Raw genomic sequence first — 22,454 nt, forward strand, 5'->3', positions numbered from 1 at the left:
TGGAACAGCAGGTAAGAAAACGAGTAACCAATTAAAATTTTGGAATCCTAACGTATAAGTCAAAAAGGCTTAATTTATTGTTGGCTCCAAATTTTAACTAAAGGGCCATTCAAACCATAAATGGGATCAGCTTTTGGTAATGGAACTTGTTGCAAATTACTTAACACAATAGGCAATTCTTTTGGATCGCCTCGTCGAAGATCCCAAGATCTGCCTTCTGGATAAGCACCCACAACCGTAAAACTTTGATTTGACCACATACGTGCATGGGAAAATCCCGCTGGAAGAATGACGACGTCACCAACACCGATTTCTATCGTTTTTCCAATAGGACCTCCCAGTCGTACCTTAGCGTGTCCATCTATTACTGCCAGGACTTCATGAGTTGTTGAATGAAAGTGATCAAAGGAATATATGCCATTAACCCAAGGACCTTTCCAATCATTTGAGTAAAAAAGCTCTTCGACCAAACTTGGATTGCCTTCAAGATTTTTTATCACGGCTTGATAAAGAAGAACAGGTAAGTGACTGTTGGGAAAACCTCCATGAGAAGGAATAATAAGGGTTATTGGTTCGACAAGATCCATTTTTTATAGCTTAACATGGTTAAGTAAAATTAAAAAGCAAGGGCTTTACTATAACTTCATCCCCAACGAGACACTGTCCATTCAAGTGAAGAGAAAAAGAGGTTTTATCGGGAATGGAGAGAAGATCATAAGGGAAGTCTTGGAGCTGTGTACAACATTAGTCATAGGCCAACGTTTCTAAGGATCCCATAGATTTATTTACAGGAAATTCAGTCTAGTCCAATGAGCTAAGACATCGATTTTCCCAATATTCAATAGGTTTTTTCCCGTAGCGATATTCACTTTCAGTTGTGACTGCTACTTTGGACATTTTTCTCCTAATCCAATATCATTTAGCAACATATAGGAATGGAGTAAGGGCTCTTTCTTTCATTTAGTAATTTGTAGCTTGTCCAAAGGAGATTTTCCTTCAGTTGTGCTGAAAGGGATTTGTAAGTTCCTTCAGGATTCGTAACTTGTCTAAAAATTTCGGCTCCTGCGATTCTAAAAGCAAAATCAATGTCAAATACCATTAATTGCTTATAATGATTTAAAGCATGTAAAAAATGTTCAGTTAAACCTAATAGTAGAAGATGAGCTAATAGCAAACCCAAGTCGATTTCTGCTCTTCCACAGATCATTGATTCGAAATTGACAATACCAACTCCGGTTTCCGTTCGGATCCATGAACTAGGCAAAAAGTTACCATGAATAAGAGTCGGTCCTTGATCTAAATACTGAAAAGCGGCATGTTTCATCGCTGAATAAAACTTCCAGTCTGCAAGAAACTTCCGTTTAAGCCCATAGATCGGTTCGTCATTTTTGGAATTTAGAGCCGTTTTTCTAGGTTTCATTGGGGTAACGAAAAGATTTCTCCAGTGATATTTTCGCATCGCCTGATTTTCGAATCTCACAATCAACTTTTTTTTGTAAAAGGCATGGTGAAGATAGGATAAAAACTCCAGAAGCAAATCTAGCTCTTCAATGGAAAAGGGCTCATCTTCACATACTGCCGAAAGATTTTTCTCCCCAATATCTGATAAAATAAGAAGGTAGTTTGAATTATCCACGAAAAGGAGTGATGGAACATAACTTTTGAGAAAGAAGTCCTTGGAACAGATCATATAAAATTCAGCTTCTTTAAATATGCGACTCAAAGGAGCCCGGCTAGAGGGACAACATTCGATCCAAGGCCTAGATTGTTTTAAAATGAAAGTTCGTTGTGATGTCGTCACTCTGATTGATTTGTCTATACAGGTCGTTGGACATGTCCTTAGGGATAGGATTGTTTCAGTAGGATCCAAAAAACGGATCGTTTTTAAGTAAGTTTCAATCTTGGGAAGCTGTTCTTCTAAAAAAAACAGATCCGGAAAGTTTTTTTCCCAATCATGAATATCCTTTGGAACCCTTTTATTCTTTTGATTTGAAACAAGTGGAGAGAAAATCATAAATCCCTATGCTTCCCTATAAGATGAAAGGACTTATCAACCCACTTTATTCCAGGCTATTGAAATCTTTTTTATGTATAGAGTTTGTGAAAATATGATGGTTATACGCCAGTGCTCGAAATTAAAAATCTTTTGGGAATCAAGCAGTTCTTAGCAGGAAATGGAAACATAAGGCCTAGAAATCAAATGAGAAGACCATTATTCATTGGTCATATTTGATTATGTTTTAAAGAACAACAAAGGAAACAAACTATAAAATTTTGGAAAAAGATTTCGTACAATGCGAGACTCATAATCAGTCATCATACCAAAGGATAGGTTGCAAAACCGACCTTCGTCATGTTTTTGGATAAAGCTCAAAAAACCGACAGAACAAAAAAAAGAACATTACTTGAGATAAGAAATGAGCTTATAGCGATTAGCTCTTTTCTATCGATCATCGTTTATTTGTTACTGCATTATGTCCTTAAGCTTGATCCCATTTTTCCTAACCTTCCTTTGTTTTTTAGCTATGGTATCGGTGGAATCCCGCTCATCATAGAGTTAGGGATTAAATTGTTCCGTCTTGAATTTGGCTCAGATCTACTGGCTGGAATCTCGATCGTTAGCTCTTTACTTCTTGGAGAATATCTTGCAGGGGTAATAGTGATTTTGATGCTGAGCGGAGGGCAGCTGTTAGAACGATTTGCTATAGGTCATGCATCTGCCGTGTTACAGGCCCTTGCTCGAAGAATGCCTACGGTTGCTCATCAAAAACTCGATGTGGCATTCAAAGACATCGATTTGAAAGAAGTAAAAGAAGGCATGGAACTTATCATTTATCCCCATGAAATCTGTCCCGCCGATGGCATTGTTATTGAAGGCAAAACGGTTATGGACGAAAGTTATTTGACTGGTGAGCCTTTCATGATTTCAAAAGCGGTGGGATCCACAGTTCTTTCTGGAGCCATCAATGGAAATGAAGCCATTAGCATACGCGTTCTCAAAAAACCTGAAGATTCAAGGTATGCAAAAATCATGGCTGTCATCAGAAAAACTGAAGAAGAAAAACCCCGAATTAGGCGACTGGCTGAACAGATTGGGGCTTATTACACTCCCTTGGCCATTTTCATAGCTATCGTGGCAGGGATAGTTTCTGGTCAACCTATTCGATTTCTCTCGGTCATGGTCATTGCAACCCCTTGCCCACTTCTTTTAGCGATTCCAGTGGCTATCATTGGCTCCATATCCTTATGTGCACGTCGATCGATTATTGTGAAAGATGGTCAAGCACTCGAACTGGTTGAAAAATGCAAAACGGCGATCTTCGATAAGACAGGTACATTAACTTATGGTAAACCAAAACTGCTAGAAGAATACTATTCTAGCCTTTTTGAACCGCGGTTTGTTTTTGATCTAGCTGCAAGTCTTGAGCGGTATTCCAAACATCCATTGGCAGCCGCAGTGCTACAGAAAGCTAAAGAAAAGAAAATCGATTGGAAGGAGCTTTCTGTTGTTTGTGAACCTCCTGGTCAAGGCCTTTATGGCCAATTTGGCAAAAGGAGCGTAAGGATCACGTCGCGGTCGAAGCTTCCGCCACACACCAAGGGATTAGAGCAGATACCTGAAGAACAAGGAGGATTGGAATGTATTGTATTGATTGATGAAATTTATGCAGCGACCTTTCGATTCCGGGATGCTCCAAGGGAAGAGAGCAAACCCTTTATTGTCCATCTATCATCTAAGCATGGTTTTAAAAAAGTGCTCATTGTTTCCGGTGACCGAGAATCTGAAGTCCGTTACCTGGCTCGACAGGTTGGCGTATCAACCATTTATGCCCAGTGTAGCCCGGAACGAAAAGTGGAAATTGTCAGAGCAGAAACCCAGAAAGCAAAAACGTTATTTGTGGGGGATGGTATAAATGATGCGCCGGCCATGATGGCAGCAACCGTAGGAATCGCTGTAGGATTGAATAGCGATGTGACGGCTGAGGCTGCAAAGATTGTGGTGATGGAAAACACGTTGAAAAAGGTTGATGAATTTCTTCATATAGGAAGAAGAATGAGGCTTATAGCCTTGCAGAGTGCCCTTGGCGGTATGGTACTAAGCTTTATTGGCATGGGGATAGCAGCGCTAGGAGGATTGGCTCCAGTTGAAGGAGCCATTTTTCAAGAAGTCATCGATACGATTTCAATTGTTAATGCGCTTCGAGCTGCTTTTCCACCTAGAATACTAAAAGATTTTTAAATATTAACTACCGATCTTTTTATTATTAGAACGAATTTTTCGGGGTGCTTTAAAGATGTATTTTTAAAATAATACCTAAAAGCAGCAGTCCTGCGAAGAGGAACTCAAAATAGCGAGTAAGCCGTCTATCCAGCGCTTCAATTTTAGCATCTAATTTGTCTATTCGAAGAGCTAATTGTATCTCAACTCGATCTACGGGATGAAAGGAACTGATTCTTTCGTTTTCTTTAACCAACTCTTCAGCGAGCGCTAAAGAGATCATTTCAGCTTGTCTTTGACTAAGTCCTGCTTCTTCCAGACGCTTGGACAATTTCAGGGGATCAAATGTAGAGGCCATTGCTTTATTCTCCTTTTTTTTGTTAATGCAAGAATATAGCCAGCAATCTTTTTTTAAAATTTTATTTAGCTTTCTATATTTTGGCTTGTTGTTTTTTAGGCAGTCAATCAAGCCTTATAAAAGAAGGTTTGATCGGTGGTAATCTCGTTGTTCTTTTTAGTCGACTTCGCTTTTTATTTTAAAACTTTATGAGCCCAAATATTTTCAAGAAATCAATTTTAGTTTGAGCAGTTCTTATTCTTTTTTACTCTATTGCTTTTATCTTTTCCTTAATCTCTTTCCTTGACTGTTTGTCAGTCCATTGAACAAGACTATTCAACTTTTTTTGCTCTTGCCTCGAAGAGAGAATGTATTAGGGCAATCAAAAAAGTATGTTTTAAAATTTGTATACAACAGTTCCCTGGACCCAAAATGGTAGACCTGGAACAATTGAGGTATAATCCAACTCTCTGGTTGGTGACATGCCTACCCCTGCGGGGAGCTAATATTTTTGGTTTGTAAAATTGAAAATGTTAAATCGTGTTTCCCACTTCGGACTAGAATAGAAAATCGAACTATTCATAACAAATTGTAAGGGAATCCTTGTCCGGTAGTCATATCCAAGATATTGATCTGACAGAACAAGAGCTCCAATGGTTAGGCCTAATCCAGAATCAAATTTATAGGTCATCATCCCACTAAAAACTTGATCTGGCCATCCGATCAAAGCGTATTTTTCAGGGGGAAAAGTCCCATTGTTGTTGAGAGGAAGCCCATAGATTTTTGCAAAATTAGTGGAATAAGTTTGTGCCATTTCCGGTCCTTCTGGAAAACCACTCCAATCTTCTACTCCTTGCTCAAGAAGATAGCCCATTCTTATCCAGAAATGTCTGTCAGGTTGAAAAGTTATATTTGCCTCTAGACCTTGAAAAGAAGCTGGGGTTGAAGGAAATTCAATATTTCCCAAAAAAGTGTCTTCTGAAAAACCCGATATTGCAAAATAACATTTGTCCCGAAGAAGATTGAGTTTGACTCCACCTTCGATGAGTTGGTTGAGGAGATGAAAAGCGGTGGCTGGAAAAATGGGAGAATATCCGCCTCCACCTGAAGCATTGGTAGTATATTGCCAGTTGTAATTAAAATAAAGACTTGTCCAGGAAGTCGGTCTATAAATAATAGCGGCATTGACAAGAGGATTCAGTTGCTTGGTATTCAATGATTGGAACAAAAAAGTTGGTGTGCCTGGAGGAGTTTGCGAGTGTACAAAATAACTATCTAGTCTTGTTCCGATAAAAAAGGTGATCTTTTTTTCTATGAGTTCCAGTTGGTGTTGATAAAAAGGAGAAAGCCGAAAGAATTGAGTTTGGTTAGTTTCGTCATTGAGGGGAATAAAAAAACCTCCTGCGGGAGAACCCGGTATAGGATAGAGACCAAAGTTGGCAAAGTTGTTCGACAAAAGAAAGTTAAATAATTGAGGGTTTTCTGTGAGGGCATCCCAGCTATTGCCTAGATATACCTCGGATTGATAGTCGAGAGTACGTTGAAAACGAAACTCAAAACCTGAATCGATAAAATGGGTAAGTTTAGTATTTTTGAAATCTGAGTCGAAATTGGTTCTGATTTCGGTTCGGTTGTCGATTTCGTAATCACCCTTAAAAACATTGGCTTCGTAAGTTTCAAAACGGATGGCGGTTTGGTCTTGGTACCAGAAGAAAGTGTTATTGACTATGTCCAAATTGTCGCTTACATGTATCCGTTGAATGACCTGACTCATTGCAAATGTAGCCTGCCCAATGTCAGCTGGATATTTTACGGTAGCTCTTCGACTTATAGGCAATTCTGATTTTAAATAGGTGTTAGCCGGGGGATTATTTTCGGTTCCAGCAGTAACCTCGGAAGGAGGAAGAAATCCAGTAAGATAAAGACCGTTATTGATTAGGGATTGCGTGGGCCTGTTAAGCAAAAGTTCTATGGGCGTGTAATCAGCGGTGCCAAAATCCGAATAAAAATCAATTTGATAGTTTTCTGTTGGCCTGTAACCAAGAGCGAAATAGAAGTTTTGCTGCTCGTTGCGGACATACTGATAATAGAGCCTATTATTGATGCCCATATAACTTGCCCTGTAAGCAAGTTTTCCTTTTTCGATTGGTCCGCCTATATCGGCTCCCCACATATAGTTTTCATACATGCCGGTCGTGTCCCAAACGTTTCCTCTGAATTTATCGAAATAGGTTTGTTTTGTGATGTAATTGACATAACCATTGGATGGCTGTGTGGCGCCGAAAATAGCTCCTGGAGGCCCTTCGACAAGATCAAAATTTTCTACCATGTTAAAATTCCAAGGTGGGTTGAAAAAACCATCGTTGTTGACGTTTTGTTCAATACCGTTGATGAAGGTCAAACCAGGTTTCCCCCGAATGATAGGAGAAGACATTTCGTAAAGTTCAGAAGCATCAAACTGGGCTGCGGGAGTTGCCATGGTGATACTCAAGGGATCAGGCCAACCTTGAGAACCAATTGCTGCTGATTTCATGAGCGTTTGATTTATTGGAGTCACTGTTCTTGGTGTGTCCATGATGTTGTAGTCTGTTCCATAAACAGAACTGATAGATTGCTCGGTTTGAAGGATGGATTCTACTCTGGATTCTTCAACTGTGACTTCTGGAAGGCTTGTAACAGGATAAGAATCTAGAGGCTCGGTCTTGCATTCAATGGGTGACAAAAAGAATCCCCAAATCAACAGAATAGCCTTAAAGCACAAGTAAAAGGGAGGGGAAAAAAAATTCTTTTTTAATGAAAAGAAGGATTTTACCATCGATCAACACAATAGAGTTAGTCGAGATTATTTTCTAATCCTCTATTGCTCAATTTTTTGTTCCTTTTTGCTCTTTTAGATCATGAACTGGCAAAGGAAAGTAGAAATACTAGAGTTCTAATCCTTAAAACAAAACCGGTTCAGATTTTGGATAAATGAACGGATGAAGGTGTTTGGGACTAATAAGCTTTCATGAAGCTCAATCGAACAAGAAGCAAAGACTTATGCTTTTAGTCGGTGTTGTGCATGAGCGTAAGATTTTTTAGCAAGAAAAAAGAATGGAGGATAGAAAAAGAAGATGAAAAAAATCTTTTGAAAGGCAATAACCAAGCTAATGAATGCCATTGTTTATTTAGGAATGGCTAATTTTTCCTGATTTTTTTGAGGGGTTGGTTCTCCTGGGTTTGCCATCTTATACCATTGGGCAAGAAGGGAAATTGGATGGACTGTCTGGATGTTTAACTGCTGTTTTTTTAAGCCTTTTTCTATGAAGAGAAGACAACCTGGGTTGGCTGTACAGAGTATGGAGGCAGCTGTTTGTTTAATTTTTGCTATTTTTTTATTGAGTAGTTTATGTGCCATCTCAGGTTGTAAAATGTTATATATGCCCGCACTACCGCAACAGTGATCGGACTCTTCCAGTTCCACAAAGCGGATAAATGGCAAGGAGTTAAGTATGATTCTAGGTTCATTCTTTATCTTTTGCCCATGACAAAGATGACAAGCATCATGATAGGTAACTACGGGTTGAGGTTGAGAAGTATCTGTTAATTTAGGCTTGGAAAAGCCTATCTTTACAAGCCATTCATGGATATCGAATACTTTTTTATCCCATTCTTCGGCTTTCTTTCTCCAAGGGGTTCCTGGAGGGAAGAGATTTGAGAAATGTTTTAGATGAGATCCACACCCAGCAGCATTTGTTATCAGAGCGTCCAGTTCATTTAAAGGGAAAGCATCCATTAATTTTTGAGCTAGCAGTTGGGCTGTTTTCAGCTCCCCGTTGTGGGCATGAAGTGAGCCACAACAACCCTGATGTGGCGGACAGATCACTTCGCAACCATTGTAAAGCAGGACATCTACGGTATCCCTGTTAATTTTCGAATAGACCAGGTCTTGGACACAACCTGTCAGAAGTCCGACTTTCCATCGAACCTTTGTATGGAAGGGAGTTTCTCGGGGCTGAATAAGTTCAGAAGAAAAGTGTGAGGCTATAGGGGGTAGTTGAGCCATCATATCTTTTAATTTGGCTGGAATAAAGGGTAAGTATGGGACCAACCGATCTAGCCCGATGCTTTGATAAACTCGAAGCATTTTGCCAAAGGTTCTCAATCTGAAGGATGAGCGGAAGAGAAATCGGATCAGTGCAGTTCTTGCTATTTGCCTTAAGGGATTGTTTAAAATTTGAGATTTTTCAATGTCTTGTCTTGAGGCTTCAAATAAGGTTTTGTAATCAACCCCTACGGGACAAGCTGTCTGGCAAGCAAGGCAGCCAAGGCAGAAATAAAGTTCATGAGCAAATAATTCAGTCAGATCCATTCTTTTTTCAGCGATGGCCCTCATGAGAGAAATCCTTCCCCTGGGGCTATTGCGTTCTATCTTTGTTTCTTGATATGTTGGACAGCTTGGAAGACACATTCCACAATGAATGCATTTTTGAATGATTGTTGGATCAAGAGACAGAAGTGAAAATCTGGAATTTAAGTTGTTCATTCAGATGATCAATCAAAAATTTTCCCCGGATTTAAAAGATTATCGGGGTCGAGGATTTTTTTTATGCTTTTAAGCAGTTGGAACTCTTCCTTGTTATATTGATAAGCTAGGAATTCTTTTTTAGCTAAACCCACACCATGTTCTCCAGTGATCGTTCCTCCCAGTTTTATGGCATAAAGAAAGATCTCTTTCATAGCCCTGTAGACTTTTTCCATTAAATCTTCGTTTTGCTCATCGGCTAAAAAAACAGGATGCAGATTGCCATCGCCCATGTGTGCATAAACGGCTATTTCGACTCCATATTGGCTTGAGATTTGTTGGATTTTACGGATCATTTCAGCAAGCGCACTTCTTGGAACCGTAATATCTTCTAAAAGAACGGTAGGAGCTTTTCTAGCGAGGGCTGAGAATGCAACTTTTCGTGCCTTCCACAGTTGCTCTTGATCTTTAGGTTCTTCAGCGATTTTGATGTCCAATGGATTATAAAGCTGGAGAACTTTAAGTATGCAAACGATTTCGTCACGGACAGCTTGAGGATGACCATCGGATTCAATGAGCAATACCGCTTCACTTTCTTTAGGAAAACCAGCGGGATTGTATTGTTCAATGCAATCGATGGTTTTGCGATCAAGAAACTCCAAGGCACTAGGGATTAATGCTGCATTGATGATTGCGGAGGTGGCTTCAGCCGCTGCTTCCAAGGTAGAGAAAGAAGCTAAAATAACCTGTCTTTCTTGTGGCTTTGGAATTAAACGGAGCAATACCTTGCTGACAATGCCAAGTGTCCCTTCAGAACCGATAAAAAGATCTTTCAAGGAGTAGCCTGCGGAGTCTTTCATGCATTTGTTGCCCAACCATAGGAGCTGCCCGGTTGGCAAAATGACTTCTAGACCAAGAACATAATTTCTTGTCACCCCATACTTTAGACCTCTGATTCCACCCGAATTATGGCCAACATTACCCCCGATGGTTGAAATTTTATAAGATCCTGGATCTGGAGGATAAAACAAAGAAAGTTTATCGGCTTCTTCCTGCACAGATTGAGTCGTGACACCGGGTTCAACCAAAATAGTTAAATTGTTGCGATCTATTTCCAAAATTTTATTCCACTTGGCCATAGAGAGAACAATGGAGTTTTTTTGAGGGACGACCGCTCCACTCAAGCTTGTTCCAGAACCCCTAGGAAGGATACAAGCATGATTGGCTTTGGCCCATTGCAAAATCCATTGGATATCTGCGATAGAAGAAGGGAATAATACAGCAAGGGGTGGCTGATAAAAGGTGGCCGTGGCATCAAAGCTATAGGGAATAAGATCTTCTTTAGAGATGAGTAGGGAGCTTTTAGGAAAATGATCGATCAAGCTCCTTAGAGCCTCATCTGTAGGTTCTTTGCTTACCATATTTATAACTTAGCCTTTAAAGGGCCATTATTCAAAGCCGTAAAGCTTTCATTTCCTTTATAATATATTCAGCTTGACGGATAGCCAGAGCGGATATGGTCAGTGTAGGATTTTCACAAGCCCCCGTAGGAAAGACACTCCCATCAGAAATGAAAAGGTTTTTTACTTCATGGCATTGGCCATAAGAATTGGTGACCGAAGTTTCCGGATCATTTCCCATGCGACATGTTCCTAGATTGTGAGTGGCAGGATAGGGTGGGGTATCGTAGACTTCTATGGCTCCTGCAGCTTCATAGATTTCCCTTGCTTTTTTCCAACCAAATTCGCGCATGCGCTTATCGTTAGGATGATCATTAAAGGTAATAACCGGGATGGGCATACCAAATCGATCTTTTTTTTCTTTGTGCAAAGTCACCCCGTTTGAGAGCTGAGGAAGATCCTCTCCAACTATCCACATGCCAGCGACATGGGTGTAGTTATCCATCAAGTTCTGGAGTGGTTTGCCCCATAAAGCTTTTGCCTGGGAAGTGGAGGTAGCGGGTCCTGGTCTAATAAAAACCGATAGAAATGCGGGTCCTAGCATTATGGTTTCGAGATGAAATCCACCCACAAATCCTCTTTTAGGTTCATTTTTTGCAAACTCATCGATAAGTCCCATCATGGTTATGCCTTTATAAGCATGGACAGGATTAGGAAATAGGGCATAAGAAGAAGCAGTTAAATGGCGCATGTAATTTTTACCCACCATGCCGCTACCATTGGCTAACCCATGAGGGAATTGTGAAGATTCAGAATTGAGCAAGAGTCTTGCCGTTTCAATGCTGTTGCAAGCTACACAGATAACTTTTGCCTTGATTTGATGAAGTTTTCCTTGAGCATCCGCATAAATGACTTTGTTTGCTCTTTTGCTGGAATCTGTTTCTATCCGAATGGCTTGACATTGCGGTCTTAAATCCAAGTTTCCCGTTTGCTCCGCTTTAGGAATGGCTTCGTAGAGAACATTCCATTTCGCTTTAATGGTACAGCCCTGGAAACAAAAACCACATTGGTCACAAGGAGGTCGCCCATCGTAAGGCAGGCTATTAATGGCCATAAAGCCAGCTGTCGCCTTAATTCCAAGTTTTTCAGCTCCTTTTTTCATAACCAGAAAATTGGTGTTTCCAGGTTGAAAAGGCATGATGCGACCAGAAACTCCAAGGACTTTTTCAGCCTTTTCGTAGTAAGGCAAGAGTTCTTCAAGGCGGATTGGCCAATCCACAAGGTTGGCTTGGGGAATATCACCATAGATCGATTTGACTTTAAACTCCCATGGTTGAATCCGTAATGATGCTCCTGCCCAATGGAGGGTTGTTCCTCCAACAGTTTTACATGTCCAGGTAGCAAGTCCTGTTATATCTTTTCCTTGAGTTTCTCGAGGATCTAACCATGCTGTTTTCAAAAACATGGCCCATTCATCATTTTCAAAATCTTTTTCAGGGACAAGCCGCGGGCCAGCCTCAAGAGCAGTGACTTTGACTCCTTGAAGGCAGAGCTCTCTGATCAGATTGCCGCCACCGGCTCCTGTTCCTATTACACACACATCAACTGTTTCATTTGAAGAGAGAACACCCATAACTCCAATCTCTTTGTAGAATGTTTTCGTTTGGTCTGTTTTACCAGCTCAGTTGGTCGAATCCTTTGTTAACATACCCTCCAAGATACTTCCCATTATCATTCATAGAGGGTCCAGGATATCCAATTGCAGCCCATACTCCATGATTATTGTAGAAAACAGAAAGAATCTGATTGAGAAGATCTTGGAAAATCTTTTGGGATTCAGTTTGTTGGATAATCTCCGTCCCTTCAGAAGAAGAAAGAGAATAGAAATCTTTTCTTGATGTTTTTTGAGCATACCGTTGAAGCAAATCGAGGTAAGCTTTTAGTTTCTCTTGTTTCTTCACATCTGCGTCTTTTGACCATGAATGAAGAAGGGAATCAAAGGTGTTGTTCCTAGCCTTTTCAAAGGCTTCTCCCTGATGAGGAACAACCAGTGCTATAAATTGTCTGAGGTTTTTTTGTTGAAGATCACTAAGAAATCCATTTTGAAAACCGTTTTCAACCAGTGGTGAAGTCGCCAAAAAAGAGTTCTTTGGGCTACAACAACTTGAGCTAAATAACTGTTCGCTTTTTCCTATAAAGAAGAAAGCCCCAAAAAAATAGAAAAAGAATTTTCTACGTGAAATGGTTTTCATATATAAAAGAATATTTCAAGGGATACTATTATTCCTTTTTATTATCTTTTTGATCTTCTTGAATAAGTTCGATTTCATAACCATCAGGGGCATCAATGAATGTAAATAAAAGGCCATTTTCTGCTCTTTGTACGCTATCTGTAAACGGCCATCCCATCTTGTTACATTTTATGCGTGCCTCTTCGAGATCTTTAACTGAGAAAGCAAGATGAGTTAAATCGGGTGGAACAATGACTTTTCCACTATCTGGAAATTCACAAAGTTCAAGGAGACATTCACTTTCAGGAGCTTTGAGAAAAACCAATTTAGAACCTCTTGGTGAAACTATCCTACCCACTTCTTGAAGGCCAAGAAAATTAACAAAATAATAAATAGCTTTTTCCAAATTTGAGACTCGATATCTTACATGTAGAAAACGTTCAATCATTGATCCTCCTTCTTTTGTCAGATATCGAGCAGGAAATGTGCCATTTATCATTATAGCTAGGAATGGAAAGAGCTACTTCCATGATAATGATGCAGATGATGCATTTGGCTATGTACTATGATGCATTATGCAACGGTACATGAAAATATTATAAGTTTTATTAGGCGGCTATCCAATAAGTGACTGATCTACAAAGAATAAAAAATCATTTATTTTTGGCACGCATTTTGCTCGAAGGAGTATGCATAAATTACATATGCAGTAAAAAACAAAATTAAAAAATTAAGGAGGTTTAGTATGGCTAATGAAAGAGCAGCAACTGTAGGAGCAATAGATCTATCAGCTATTGCTGAACAGATACCTAAAAAGGAATACTTCAATAATTGGAGATTCTATATTTATTGCATACTGATATCGCTCTTTTATGGAGCTTGTATGCTTTATCAAAGAGCCTTTGCAATCACCAAGGGCATAGATTATACCTCGCAGGACTTCCAGACTTATTGGATGAACCTATTCTGGGGTATAACCATAATGAATGTAATCATATGGACCCTGACATGGGGTTGGATCTGGTATGTATATAGGGATAGGCATTTGGAACAACTTAGCCCAGCTGAGGAGTTGAAGAGGTGGTATTCCAACTGGTTATTGACTCTGGGAGTCTATGCGTGGTGCTTGGTTTGGGCTGTATTTTTTGTTGAGCAGGATGGGGTATGGCATTCATCCATGATCAGAGACACGGAGTTTACTCCGAGTCACATTTTTAATTTTTATCTGAGTTGGCCCATTTTTATTAATTTTGGGGTTGCCGGCTTGATGCTTACAAGAACAAGGCTCCCTGTAATGGGTAAAAAATGGTTGCTTCCTTTGGTCATGGAAGTAGCTTGGCCAATCATGTTTATTCCTTTAATTGGGGAAAATGAATGGGGACACAGTGCTTGGATTTTAGAAGAATGGTTTGCGGCTCCTTTGCATTGGACCTTTGTGCCTTTTGCGTGGGCGGCCGTGTGGTTTTTAGGCAATGGATTTGACATGTTTCCAAGAATAGCGGCTGTCTTGAAGGCAACCTATTTTGGTGAAAATTGCATGTCGGCTGCTGAGGCGATGGAGAATCCAGAGGAAGCTACAAATCCCGTACATACCCTTCCTGGTATGTAATGATTAAGAGGAATATTATCCCGGTCACCATATAAACAATGGGAAGGGGGAGAATAAGGCTCTCCCTTCCCAGTTACGAAAAGGAGAAAAATGCAAACACAGACGATAAGAACTTCCCCTGAACTGCAAAAGGAAGGATTAGCGGTTGGGAAAAGGATTCAATTTGTAGCGTGGGTAATTATTGGAATGACTGTAACTGTAGGAACATTTGCTTCTCAGTCTCTTCTAGAGGGAGACTGGAGCTTCTGGATAGATTGGAAAGATCGTCGGTATTTTCCAATTCTAGGGGTGATTTCCTACATGTTAATGTTGGTCAGTGTTCAGGCAGCATGTTGGATTAAAGCTAGGCTTCCCGTAGGGATGACCTTGTGTGCTGTAGGAATCAATCTTTGGCAGTGGTTTGAAAGGTATGTCAATTGGTGGGGATGGTTCGGTTATCCAATGAATGAATTGTTCCCGGAGACGGTTATTCCTTGTGCGATTGCTGCCGATTGCGTCCTTCTTTTATCAAGGAAGCTTCTCTTGACTTATCTATTTGGTGCCTATGCTTTTGCCTTGACTTTTTATCCGGCTAACTGGGTCATGATTGCCCCCTTTCACCAACCTATAGAAGCTTTAGGCCAAACATTAAGTCTTGCAGATTATATCGGCTTTTCTTACGTGCGCTCCGCTATTCCTGAATATTTAAGAATGATCGAAAGCGGTACACTGCGTACTTTTGAAGGAGGAGCTTTAGGGCCAGCCATATTTTTCAGTGGGGTTGTCGGTATCTTCATTTATGCGATTTTCTGGTGGATTGGAGATCAGTGCACAAGAAATCGTTGGGTGAAGAAAATCTAACAGATTCATAAGAAAAAAATCAGGGAAGGTTATCATCATGAAAATAAAAAATTGGTTCATCATTCCAATTGTTTTGGCTTTTAGTCTAATGCTAGCAACAATTGCTTCTAACTCTCTTTTTGCTTCCGGAATAGGCGAAAGGGCACAGGAAGCAATTCTAAGAATGCGAACGGCTCAATTTTATGATGTTCGGTTTTCATCGAATCATCTGAAAGTGGGCGAAGATCTCGTGGTCACGGGAAAAGTCATGATATTGCCCATATGGCCACATGAACTTGGATTTTCGGGTATTGGTTATATCAATTTTTTTGAACCTGGGCCAAGGCTAGTTCGAAAAGAAACCGTGGTCAATGGCCAGCCGGTGTTTTCAAGCATGATTATAAAGCTTGGGGATACCTATGATTTCAAGGAAGTGTTAACTGCCCGACAGCCAGGAACCTGGCCCGTGGGGGTAACCATGAATATTAAAGATATCGGGCCAATTGTAGGTCCTTCCATCAAGGTTACCATCGATCCCTCTTCAACTCCATATACTAACACCGTACAAACGTTGACGGGTCAAAGCGTTAACTTAGAGAACTATGGATTGAGTAGGGCCATGGGTTGGTCTTTTCTGTGGGTTTTGTTAGGTATTGGGTGGCTTTATTATTGGCTTATTTTAAAACCCACAGCCCCAAGGCTTGGATTGGCTTACTTAGAAAAAGAAGATGAACTGGTTACTAAGCAAGATCAAAAGCTTGGGTTATTGTTTCTTGGTCTTGTTATCGTCCTTGTTTTTGGTGGTGCTTTTATTGCCTCCAAACAATTTCCTATAGTCGTTCCTTTACAAAAAACATTTGTAAGGATTGATCCCTTACCCCAGGAACCGACGTATGTGGAAGCTAAGGTCAATAAAGCAACCTATAATGTCCAGCAGAGAAGTCTAGATTTTGATTTAGTAGTCACCAATAAGGGAACAGATAAGGTATATTTAAGACGGTTTCAAACAGCAAATGTAGCCTTTTTGAATCCAGCAGCTCCCGACAATCAATGGCCTGCAGATTCACCGGAAGTCAATGGAGGAGATCTTCAAATAACCCCAAATGACCCCATTTTGCCGGGTGAAACCAAGCAATTGCACATTAAAGCTCAGGGAGCAGCTTGGGAAGTTGAAAGGCTGTCTACCATTTACAAGGAGTCGGCTTCTCGATTTGGTGGACTGCTCTTTTTTGGGGATACTCAAGGCCATAGAAATATTATTGCTATAGCTGATCAGTTTATTGTTCCAGTGTTTCAATAATACACCAATCCATGAAAAGACTATATAAATATGGATATATAACACTGTTGTCTATAGCTATATGTTGTTGCGATCTGTTAAGAGGTGAAAACATAGTAAAATGTGGTTTTGTGGAAAATAATTATTTTGCAGCTCATTTTACTATATATTCAGAATATAACATGTTAGATATAAAATCCTGCTTTATAAACGATTATTGCAATAAGAGCCCGCACAGCGGAATGGTGTCATTGGTGTATGACATCATTGGGATAGGAAACATACTTGAAAATCATAAAATAAACATAGGTATATCATACAAAAAAGAACCCGGGAGACAGATATACTCTTGGTGCGAAACCCCTGTAAATGGTGTCATATGGAAAAGGGTATATCTGAATCCTGGGTCTTATGTATCTACAATAAATATATTTTGTGATAACGATATAATAGAAAAATTAAATAAGTTAGGTATCTTTGTTAATGAAAGATATGTTAATTTTAGTTTTCCTTTCCAAATAGAAAATGATCATGTTTTATTGCAGATAAGCTATAAAGTAATATATGTATTATTTATAACTATAGCTATATGCATATTTATTGGTGCTTTATGGAGAATGGTTCAGAATAGTTATAAGTATAACGAATAAACAATGGAGTATAGTTATGAGTATAAAAGGTGAGGTGTGTAACAGTACGGATTATGTGTTATGGTTTAACCAGATTACTATAGAAGACATTGCTATAGTGGGCGGGAAAAATGCATCTCTGGGTGAGATGATGAAAGAGCTATCTCCATTCGGTATCAACATTCCTAATGGATTTGCCATTACTTCGTTAGCCTATGAACAATTTATAAATTTTAACAACATTCGTGATGAAATTAATAACAAAATAAGACAAATAAATTATTCAGATTTATCTAGCATAAAAGAAAATAGCCAATACATCAGGAACCTCATTATTAATTCTAAGATTCCATATAAATATAAAAAAGAAGTCATAACTGCCTATAAATATCTATCTAAGGATGCAGAAGTCGACGAGGTTGACGTAGCAGTTCGTTCCAGTGCTAATATTGAAGATCTTCCTTTAGCCAGTTTTGCCGGTCAGCTCGATACCTACTTGAATATAAAGGGAGTCGATCCTTTGTTTAATGCGATAAAGCATTGTTATGCATCCCTTTATACAGAAAGAGCAATATTGTACAGGAAGGAAATGGGATATGAAAATGATAACATATCCATGTCGGTGGGTATCCAGAGAATGGTAAGATCTGATCTAGCATGTTCGGGTGTAATGTTTACTATTGATCCTAAATCTGGGTTTAAAAAGATTGTATTGATTAGTGCTTCGTATGGGCTGGGAGAAAGCATTGTACAAGGTATTGTTAATCCTGATGAGTATTATGTATTCAAGCCCACGCTGATGAAGGGATATAAGCCCATTATACAAAAAAGAATAGGAAGTAAAGATATTAAGCTTATCTATGATGTACAGAGTGAAAATGTTTTAAACAATGTTTATGTAAAAAATGTTTCTGTTCCCGAAGATGATAGAAATAAATACGTATTATCAGACAATGAAATTCTTCTTCTTAGTCAATGGGCATGTCTCATAGAAGAACATTACACTCGTAGAAATGGCCGCTATACCCCCATGGATATAGAATGGGCAAAAGATGGGTTAAGTGACAAACTATTTATCCTTCAAGCTAGGCCGGAAACTGTTCATAGAGACAAATCCAAAAAAACAATCGAAATCTTTCAAATAAAAAGACAGGGGTCTCTCCTTGTTGAGGGTAAAGCGATAGGTGAAAAAATATCGCAGGGAAAAGTTAGAGTTATCAAAGATTTACAACAACTTGATCAGTTTCAGCCTGGAGAAGTTCTTGTTGTTGAAAAAACCGATCCAGACTGGGAACCAATCCTTAAGAAAGCGGCAGCGATTGTTACCGATAGGGGTGGAAGAACCTGCCATGCGGCTATTGTCAGTAGAGAACTGGGTGTTCCAGCGGTCGTTGGGACCGAAACTGCAACAAAAGTATTAAGAGATGGAATGGTTGTTACGGTTTGTTGTGCTGAAGGAGAAATCGGTAAGGTCTACGAGGGAGAAATCCCCTATACGATCGAAAAGATTAACCTCGTAGAAATCCCATCCACTAAGACAAAAATCTTAATTAATATTGGAAATCCTCAAGAAGCCTTTGATTTTTCTTTCCTTCCCAACGACGGGGTTGGTCTTGCTCGTGAGGAATTTCTCCTGACCAATTACGTCAAGGTCCATCCTATGGCTTTGGTTAATTTTGAAAAGCTAAGGGAAGGAACAGAAAAAACAAAAATACGTCAATTAACCCAGCATTATCCCCAAAAAACAGATTACTTCGTAGAAAAGCTTGCCGAAGGCATCGGGATGATCGCTGCAGCCTTTTACCCGAAGGATGTCATTGTCAGGCTTAGTGATTTTAAATCTAATGAGTATGCCAATTTGTTGGGAGGAGTGGACTTTGAGCCCGTTGAAAGAAATCCAATGATCGGGTTTCGAGGTGCTTCACGCTACTATCATCCTTATTATCGTCAAGGTTTTGCCCTGGAATGTATGGCCATTAAAAAGGCCAGGGAATCCTTTGGGCTCATCAATATTAAAGTGATGATCCCGTTTGTGAGGACCGTAGAAGAAGGGAAAAAAGTTATTGAAGAGTTGGCCAAAAATGGACTCAGAAAAGGAGAAAATGGCCTTGAAATATACATGATGTGCGAGGTGCCCAGTAATGTCATTTTAGCCGAGGCATTTTGTGAAATATTTGATGGCTTTTCTATAGGATCCAACGATTTGACTCAATTTGTTCTCGGTGTTGATAGGGATTCTGAAATTATTTCTTCCCTCTATGATGAGCGTAACGAGGCAGTTAGGAGAATGATCGCTTCTGTGATTCAGGTTGCGAAAGAGAAAAAAAAGAAAATTGGTATTTGTGGGGAAGCGCCTAGTAATTACCCGGATTTCCTAGAGTTTATTATCAAAGAAGGCATAAACAGCATATCTGTTAATCCTAATTCTGTATACACAACACTTTTAAAAGTTTCGGAAATAGAAAAAAATATAGAAAAAACATAGGAGGTATATAATGAAATCAAAAAAACGACATTTAAGTCTAAAACATAAAGTAAGTTATGTTTTGAGTATTATATCAGTTTTAATATTATACAAATCAGTACTTCACGCTGAATCAAATAGTAATATATCTGACATAAGAGAAGATGAAAACCAGCAAAAATCATATGTGGAACATAGGAAGCAACTTTTGGAAAATAATGAAATCAACAAGCCAAAGCCTTATCATCTTTTTGTTCTAGGTGGTTTTGGCCCTGCCTTTCCCTATTCTGGATCATCCACATTAAATGGAATGACGACAGATTTTGCAAAAAACTATTCCTATGTTCCCGCCGTCGAAGTAGGAGTTCTTTGGTATGATCCATCCCGATGGAAACATCTGACATTTGGTATCGCATTCGTGGGGGCGTTTTTAGGGAACCAAAGTTTGTCCTATGTTCAAGGATTACAAAAAATGGATAATAATTCTGCCATTGGGGGATTTTTAGGACTGTCCGCTATTGTTGGATATGTTACGGGAAAGTTTGTTCCCTACATAGGAGTGGCTGGTGGAGGAGTCGTGTTGAGTCTAGAAAGCAGTAATGCATATCTAGGTAGTGTTTGGGGCAGTTGGTATTCCCCGGTTCTTGGGTTTAATTATTTGATTGATAAACATTGGTTTACGGGAGCTACACTATTTTGGCTCTTTGATCAGAATCTCAATGGGTATCATAATAGCAAAGCAGGTATTAATGCTTTTAATCTTAATCAAGTATATGAGCCGCTACTTACAGCAAATATAGGATTTATGTTTTAAACTATTTTCTTATCTCCCATCCCCACCCCAGCGCTGGAAATCAAACCAGTGCTGGGGATTAAATATAGGGTTTATGTTTTCAATCATAAAAACTCGGGAAAGAACGCATCAACGATTAAAAAATCTATCACATCACTTAAACTCGAAAATGGCAAGTTCTAGCCGATCTTCCTTATAATTTTGAGCAAAATTTAGGCAGACAAAGCACTTAGGGCCAACAAAGTAGGACGTAATATGTGAATAAATGTGAATTATTTTTGTTGGTTATTTTCTCATATTTTGACATACTGTAGGCATGTATTTGCAGGAGGTGCGTACCTACCAGAAAGGCAAGATCTATCGGTCCTATCTCGTCCGGGAGTCCTACCGAGTGGGCAAACAGGTCAAGACAAGGATCCTGGCTAATCTGACTCGGATGCCTGAAGAAGTCAGGGATGCGGTCAGGGCAATCTTGCAGGGGAAGAAGCTTGTTCCCCTGGAGGAGTGGGAAGCCCCGGATGCTTTGGATTACGGGGGCCTGGCAGTCCTCGAGCAAGCTTGGCAACGATTCGGTTTGGATCAAGCTCTTGGCGGAGTCAAATCGGAACGGAAACGGAAGATTTTGAAGGCGATGATCTACGGGCGGATTCTTTTTCCCTCATCCAAGCTTGCCCTGCGGGAGGAAGCCCGGGGGACACTCCTGGCCAAGGCTTGTGGGTTGGAGGAGGATGACCTGGAGGAAGAAGATCTCTACCAAGCAATGGATGGACTCGGGTGGCTTTGGAGCAGAATCGAGAAGAAGCTCTACGAGGAATCTCAACCGACTGGAGCAAGCCTGGTGCTCTATGATCTATCCAGTGTATATTTTGAAGGGGATGGTCCAGCTGGCTTGGCCCAATATGGATACAGCAGGGATCATCGGCAGGATAGGCTGCAGGTTCTTCTTGCCGTCGCTACGGATAGTCGGGGCATTCCAATTCATGTGGAGGTGCTTCGAGGGAACCGGGCGGATAGTACGACCCTGACGGGGCTTTTGGTTACCCTGCGACGAAGGTTTGGGATCCAGGAAGCGACCTTTGTCTTCGACGGGGGGATGAAGAGCCGGTGGAACCTGGAGATATTGACAGGCCTAGAACTCAGGTACGTGACTCGGGCAACTCAGGCGAAGTTGCAGGAGATTGTCGGTAGCCTTCCTGAAGACCGCCAGCTTTGGTTTACAGATCGGACTCAGGTTCTGGAGATCGAACAGCAGGGAGTTCGTTATGTTATTGCCGGAGGGGAGTGGCGAGCGCAACGGGATAGGGAGCGACGGGAAAGACGGATCGAGCAAGGAGAAGAGCTGCTGCGCCAAATAGCACGATCGATGCGGAAGGGAGTGGATCCGGTCAATCTGGGCAGCCGGGTCGGCCGGGCGCTCCAGAAAATCCAGGCGCATAAATACTTTCGGTACGGGGTTGACGCCAAAGGCCGGTTCTGGTGGAAGCTCGATAGGGATCGGGTCAAGGAAGAAGAGGCAATCGATGGGTGGTATCTTTTGGAAACTAACCTTCCCTCGGCCAAAGCTTCGGATCAACAAGTCCTCACGCACTACAAGAGGCTTGCAGAAGTTGAGTCAGCCTTTTGCGAGCTCAAAAGTTACCTGGAAATCCGTCCGGTCTATCACTGGCGACCGGACCGGGTTCGTAACCACATAAGGCTCTGCTTCTTGGCCTTCTGGATTAGCGCCCGGCTCGGAACCGAATGGGTAGAGAAGGGTTTTACCGAAGAAGTTCCCAAAGTGCTCCGCCGCTTGCAATCAATCCGCTTGGTCCAACTCTCTAGCAAGGGAAAGCCTGTAACCTGGCTTTTATCCCGGATCCCTACAGAGCTCAACGCATTGCTTCAAAAACTCGACCTGCTACCGCTGTTTGCTCATCCGCCCAAGTGGGTTATGTAGGCAGAATAAAAATGTTATCTCGTTCTGCTGCAACAACTTATATTTTAGAGTTTCGGAAGTTCAGCTAGAGCTTGCTTCTTTTATCAAATTGCAGGCTTTCAATGACAAGCCGCTTCCCCAATGTGCGGATAGAGCTTGATATTTAATTATAGGAACAAAAATTGGAGTACCGACTGCAATTTGTGAATAAATAAAAAACTATATTGCCTTATTCCCATGTAATTTTTCCAATGA

The 22,454-nt window shown here is 40.4% G+C and carries 17 protein-coding genes; 8 read left to right on the plus strand and 9 right to left on the minus strand.

Going from position 1 to position 22,454, the window contains the following annotated elements; all coding sequences use genetic code 11:
- Positions 1-74 precede the first annotated feature (74 nt).
- Together IT6_RS09345 and IT6_RS09350 are read right to left on the minus strand one after the other, a co-directional pair.
- Positions 75-587 (minus strand): hypothetical protein, encoded by a 513-nt coding sequence (locus IT6_RS09345; protein ID WP_206826250.1) that lies wholly within the window; start codon positions 585-587, stop codon positions 75-77.
- Between the two features lie 332 nt (positions 588-919).
- Positions 920-2,014: a methylthioribose kinase gene (locus tag IT6_RS09350; protein ID WP_206826252.1), complete on the minus strand. Its 1,095-nt coding sequence runs from the start codon at positions 2,012-2,014 to the stop codon at positions 920-922.
- A 339-nt stretch (positions 2,015-2,353) separates the two neighbouring features.
- Between IT6_RS09350 and IT6_RS09355 the strand changes: the two genes are divergently transcribed.
- Positions 2,354-4,240 (plus strand): heavy metal translocating P-type ATPase, encoded by a 1,887-nt coding sequence (locus IT6_RS09355; protein WP_206826254.1) that lies wholly within the window; start codon positions 2,354-2,356, stop codon positions 4,238-4,240.
- A 49-nt stretch (positions 4,241-4,289) separates the two neighbouring features.
- Here the strand turns inward: IT6_RS09355 and IT6_RS09360 are convergent, their stop codons facing one another.
- From IT6_RS09360 to IT6_RS09390, 7 genes are all read right to left on the minus strand, one after another.
- The gene (locus IT6_RS09360; protein ID WP_134439092.1) at positions 4,290-4,577 is read right to left on the minus strand and encodes a DUF1640 domain-containing protein; all 288 of its coding nucleotides are present in this window, start codon (positions 4,575-4,577) and stop codon (positions 4,290-4,292) included.
- Between the two features lie 481 nt (positions 4,578-5,058).
- The gene (locus IT6_RS09365; RefSeq protein WP_242524207.1) at positions 5,059-7,278 is read right to left on the minus strand and encodes a TonB-dependent receptor; all 2,220 of its coding nucleotides are present in this window, start codon (positions 7,276-7,278) and stop codon (positions 5,059-5,061) included.
- 441 nt (positions 7,279-7,719) lie between these two features.
- Positions 7,720-9,081, minus strand: coding sequence for a (Fe-S)-binding protein (locus tag IT6_RS09370; RefSeq protein ID WP_206826256.1), 1,362 nt, complete (start codon positions 9,079-9,081; stop codon positions 7,720-7,722).
- 8 nt (positions 9,082-9,089) lie between these two features.
- A complete protein-coding gene (locus IT6_RS09375) occupies positions 9,090-10,481 on the minus strand; it encodes an FAD-binding oxidoreductase (protein ID WP_206826265.1) in 1,392 nt (463 codons plus the stop codon).
- Positions 10,482-10,512: 31 nt separating this feature from the next.
- On the minus strand, positions 10,513-12,093 hold the full coding sequence (locus IT6_RS09380) for a GMC family oxidoreductase (RefSeq protein ID WP_206826267.1): 1,581 nt from the start codon (positions 12,091-12,093) through the stop codon (positions 10,513-10,515).
- A gap of 40 nt (positions 12,094-12,133) precedes the next feature.
- Complete coding sequence (locus IT6_RS09385) at positions 12,134-12,598, minus strand: gluconate 2-dehydrogenase subunit 3 family protein (RefSeq protein WP_242524208.1); 465 nt, start codon at positions 12,596-12,598, stop codon at positions 12,134-12,136.
- A gap of 142 nt (positions 12,599-12,740) precedes the next feature.
- A complete protein-coding gene (locus IT6_RS09390) occupies positions 12,741-13,139 on the minus strand; it encodes a VOC family protein (protein WP_134439086.1) in 399 nt (132 codons plus the stop codon).
- Between the two features lie 297 nt (positions 13,140-13,436).
- On the opposite strand from IT6_RS09390, the gene IT6_RS09395 reads away from it, so the two are divergent.
- From IT6_RS09395 to IT6_RS09425, 7 genes are all read left to right on the plus strand, one after another.
- Positions 13,437-14,300, plus strand: a complete 864-nt coding sequence (locus tag IT6_RS09395) for a methane monooxygenase/ammonia monooxygenase subunit C (RefSeq protein WP_134439085.1) — start codon at positions 13,437-13,439, stop codon at positions 14,298-14,300.
- Positions 14,301-14,390: 90 nt separating this feature from the next.
- A complete protein-coding gene (locus tag IT6_RS09400) occupies positions 14,391-15,140 on the plus strand; it encodes a methane monooxygenase/ammonia monooxygenase subunit A (protein ID WP_134439084.1) in 750 nt (249 codons plus the stop codon).
- 37 nt (positions 15,141-15,177) lie between these two features.
- A complete protein-coding gene (amoB, locus tag IT6_RS09405; protein WP_206826268.1) occupies positions 15,178-16,419 on the plus strand; it encodes a bacterial ammonia monooxygenase, subunit AmoB in 1,242 nt (413 codons plus the stop codon).
- A 110-nt stretch (positions 16,420-16,529) separates the two neighbouring features.
- Positions 16,530-17,048, plus strand: coding sequence for a hypothetical protein (locus tag IT6_RS09410; protein WP_206826270.1), 519 nt, complete (start codon positions 16,530-16,532; stop codon positions 17,046-17,048).
- 16 nt (positions 17,049-17,064) lie between these two features.
- Positions 17,065-19,512, plus strand: coding sequence for a phosphoenolpyruvate synthase (ppsA, locus tag IT6_RS09415; RefSeq protein ID WP_206826272.1), 2,448 nt, complete (start codon positions 17,065-17,067; stop codon positions 19,510-19,512).
- Between the two features lie 166 nt (positions 19,513-19,678).
- The gene (locus tag IT6_RS09420) at positions 19,679-20,305 is read left to right on the plus strand and encodes a hypothetical protein (protein ID WP_242524209.1); all 627 of its coding nucleotides are present in this window, start codon (positions 19,679-19,681) and stop codon (positions 20,303-20,305) included.
- 295 nt (positions 20,306-20,600) lie between these two features.
- On the plus strand, positions 20,601-22,220 hold the full coding sequence (locus IT6_RS09425) for an IS1634 family transposase (RefSeq protein ID WP_206826276.1): 1,620 nt from the start codon (positions 20,601-20,603) through the stop codon (positions 22,218-22,220).
- Positions 22,221-22,454 lie beyond the last annotated feature (234 nt).

This window comes from Methylacidiphilum caldifontis (genome assembly GCF_017310505.1).
Classification (GTDB): Bacteria; Verrucomicrobiota; Verrucomicrobiia; order Methylacidiphilales; family Methylacidiphilaceae; genus Methylacidiphilum; species Methylacidiphilum caldifontis.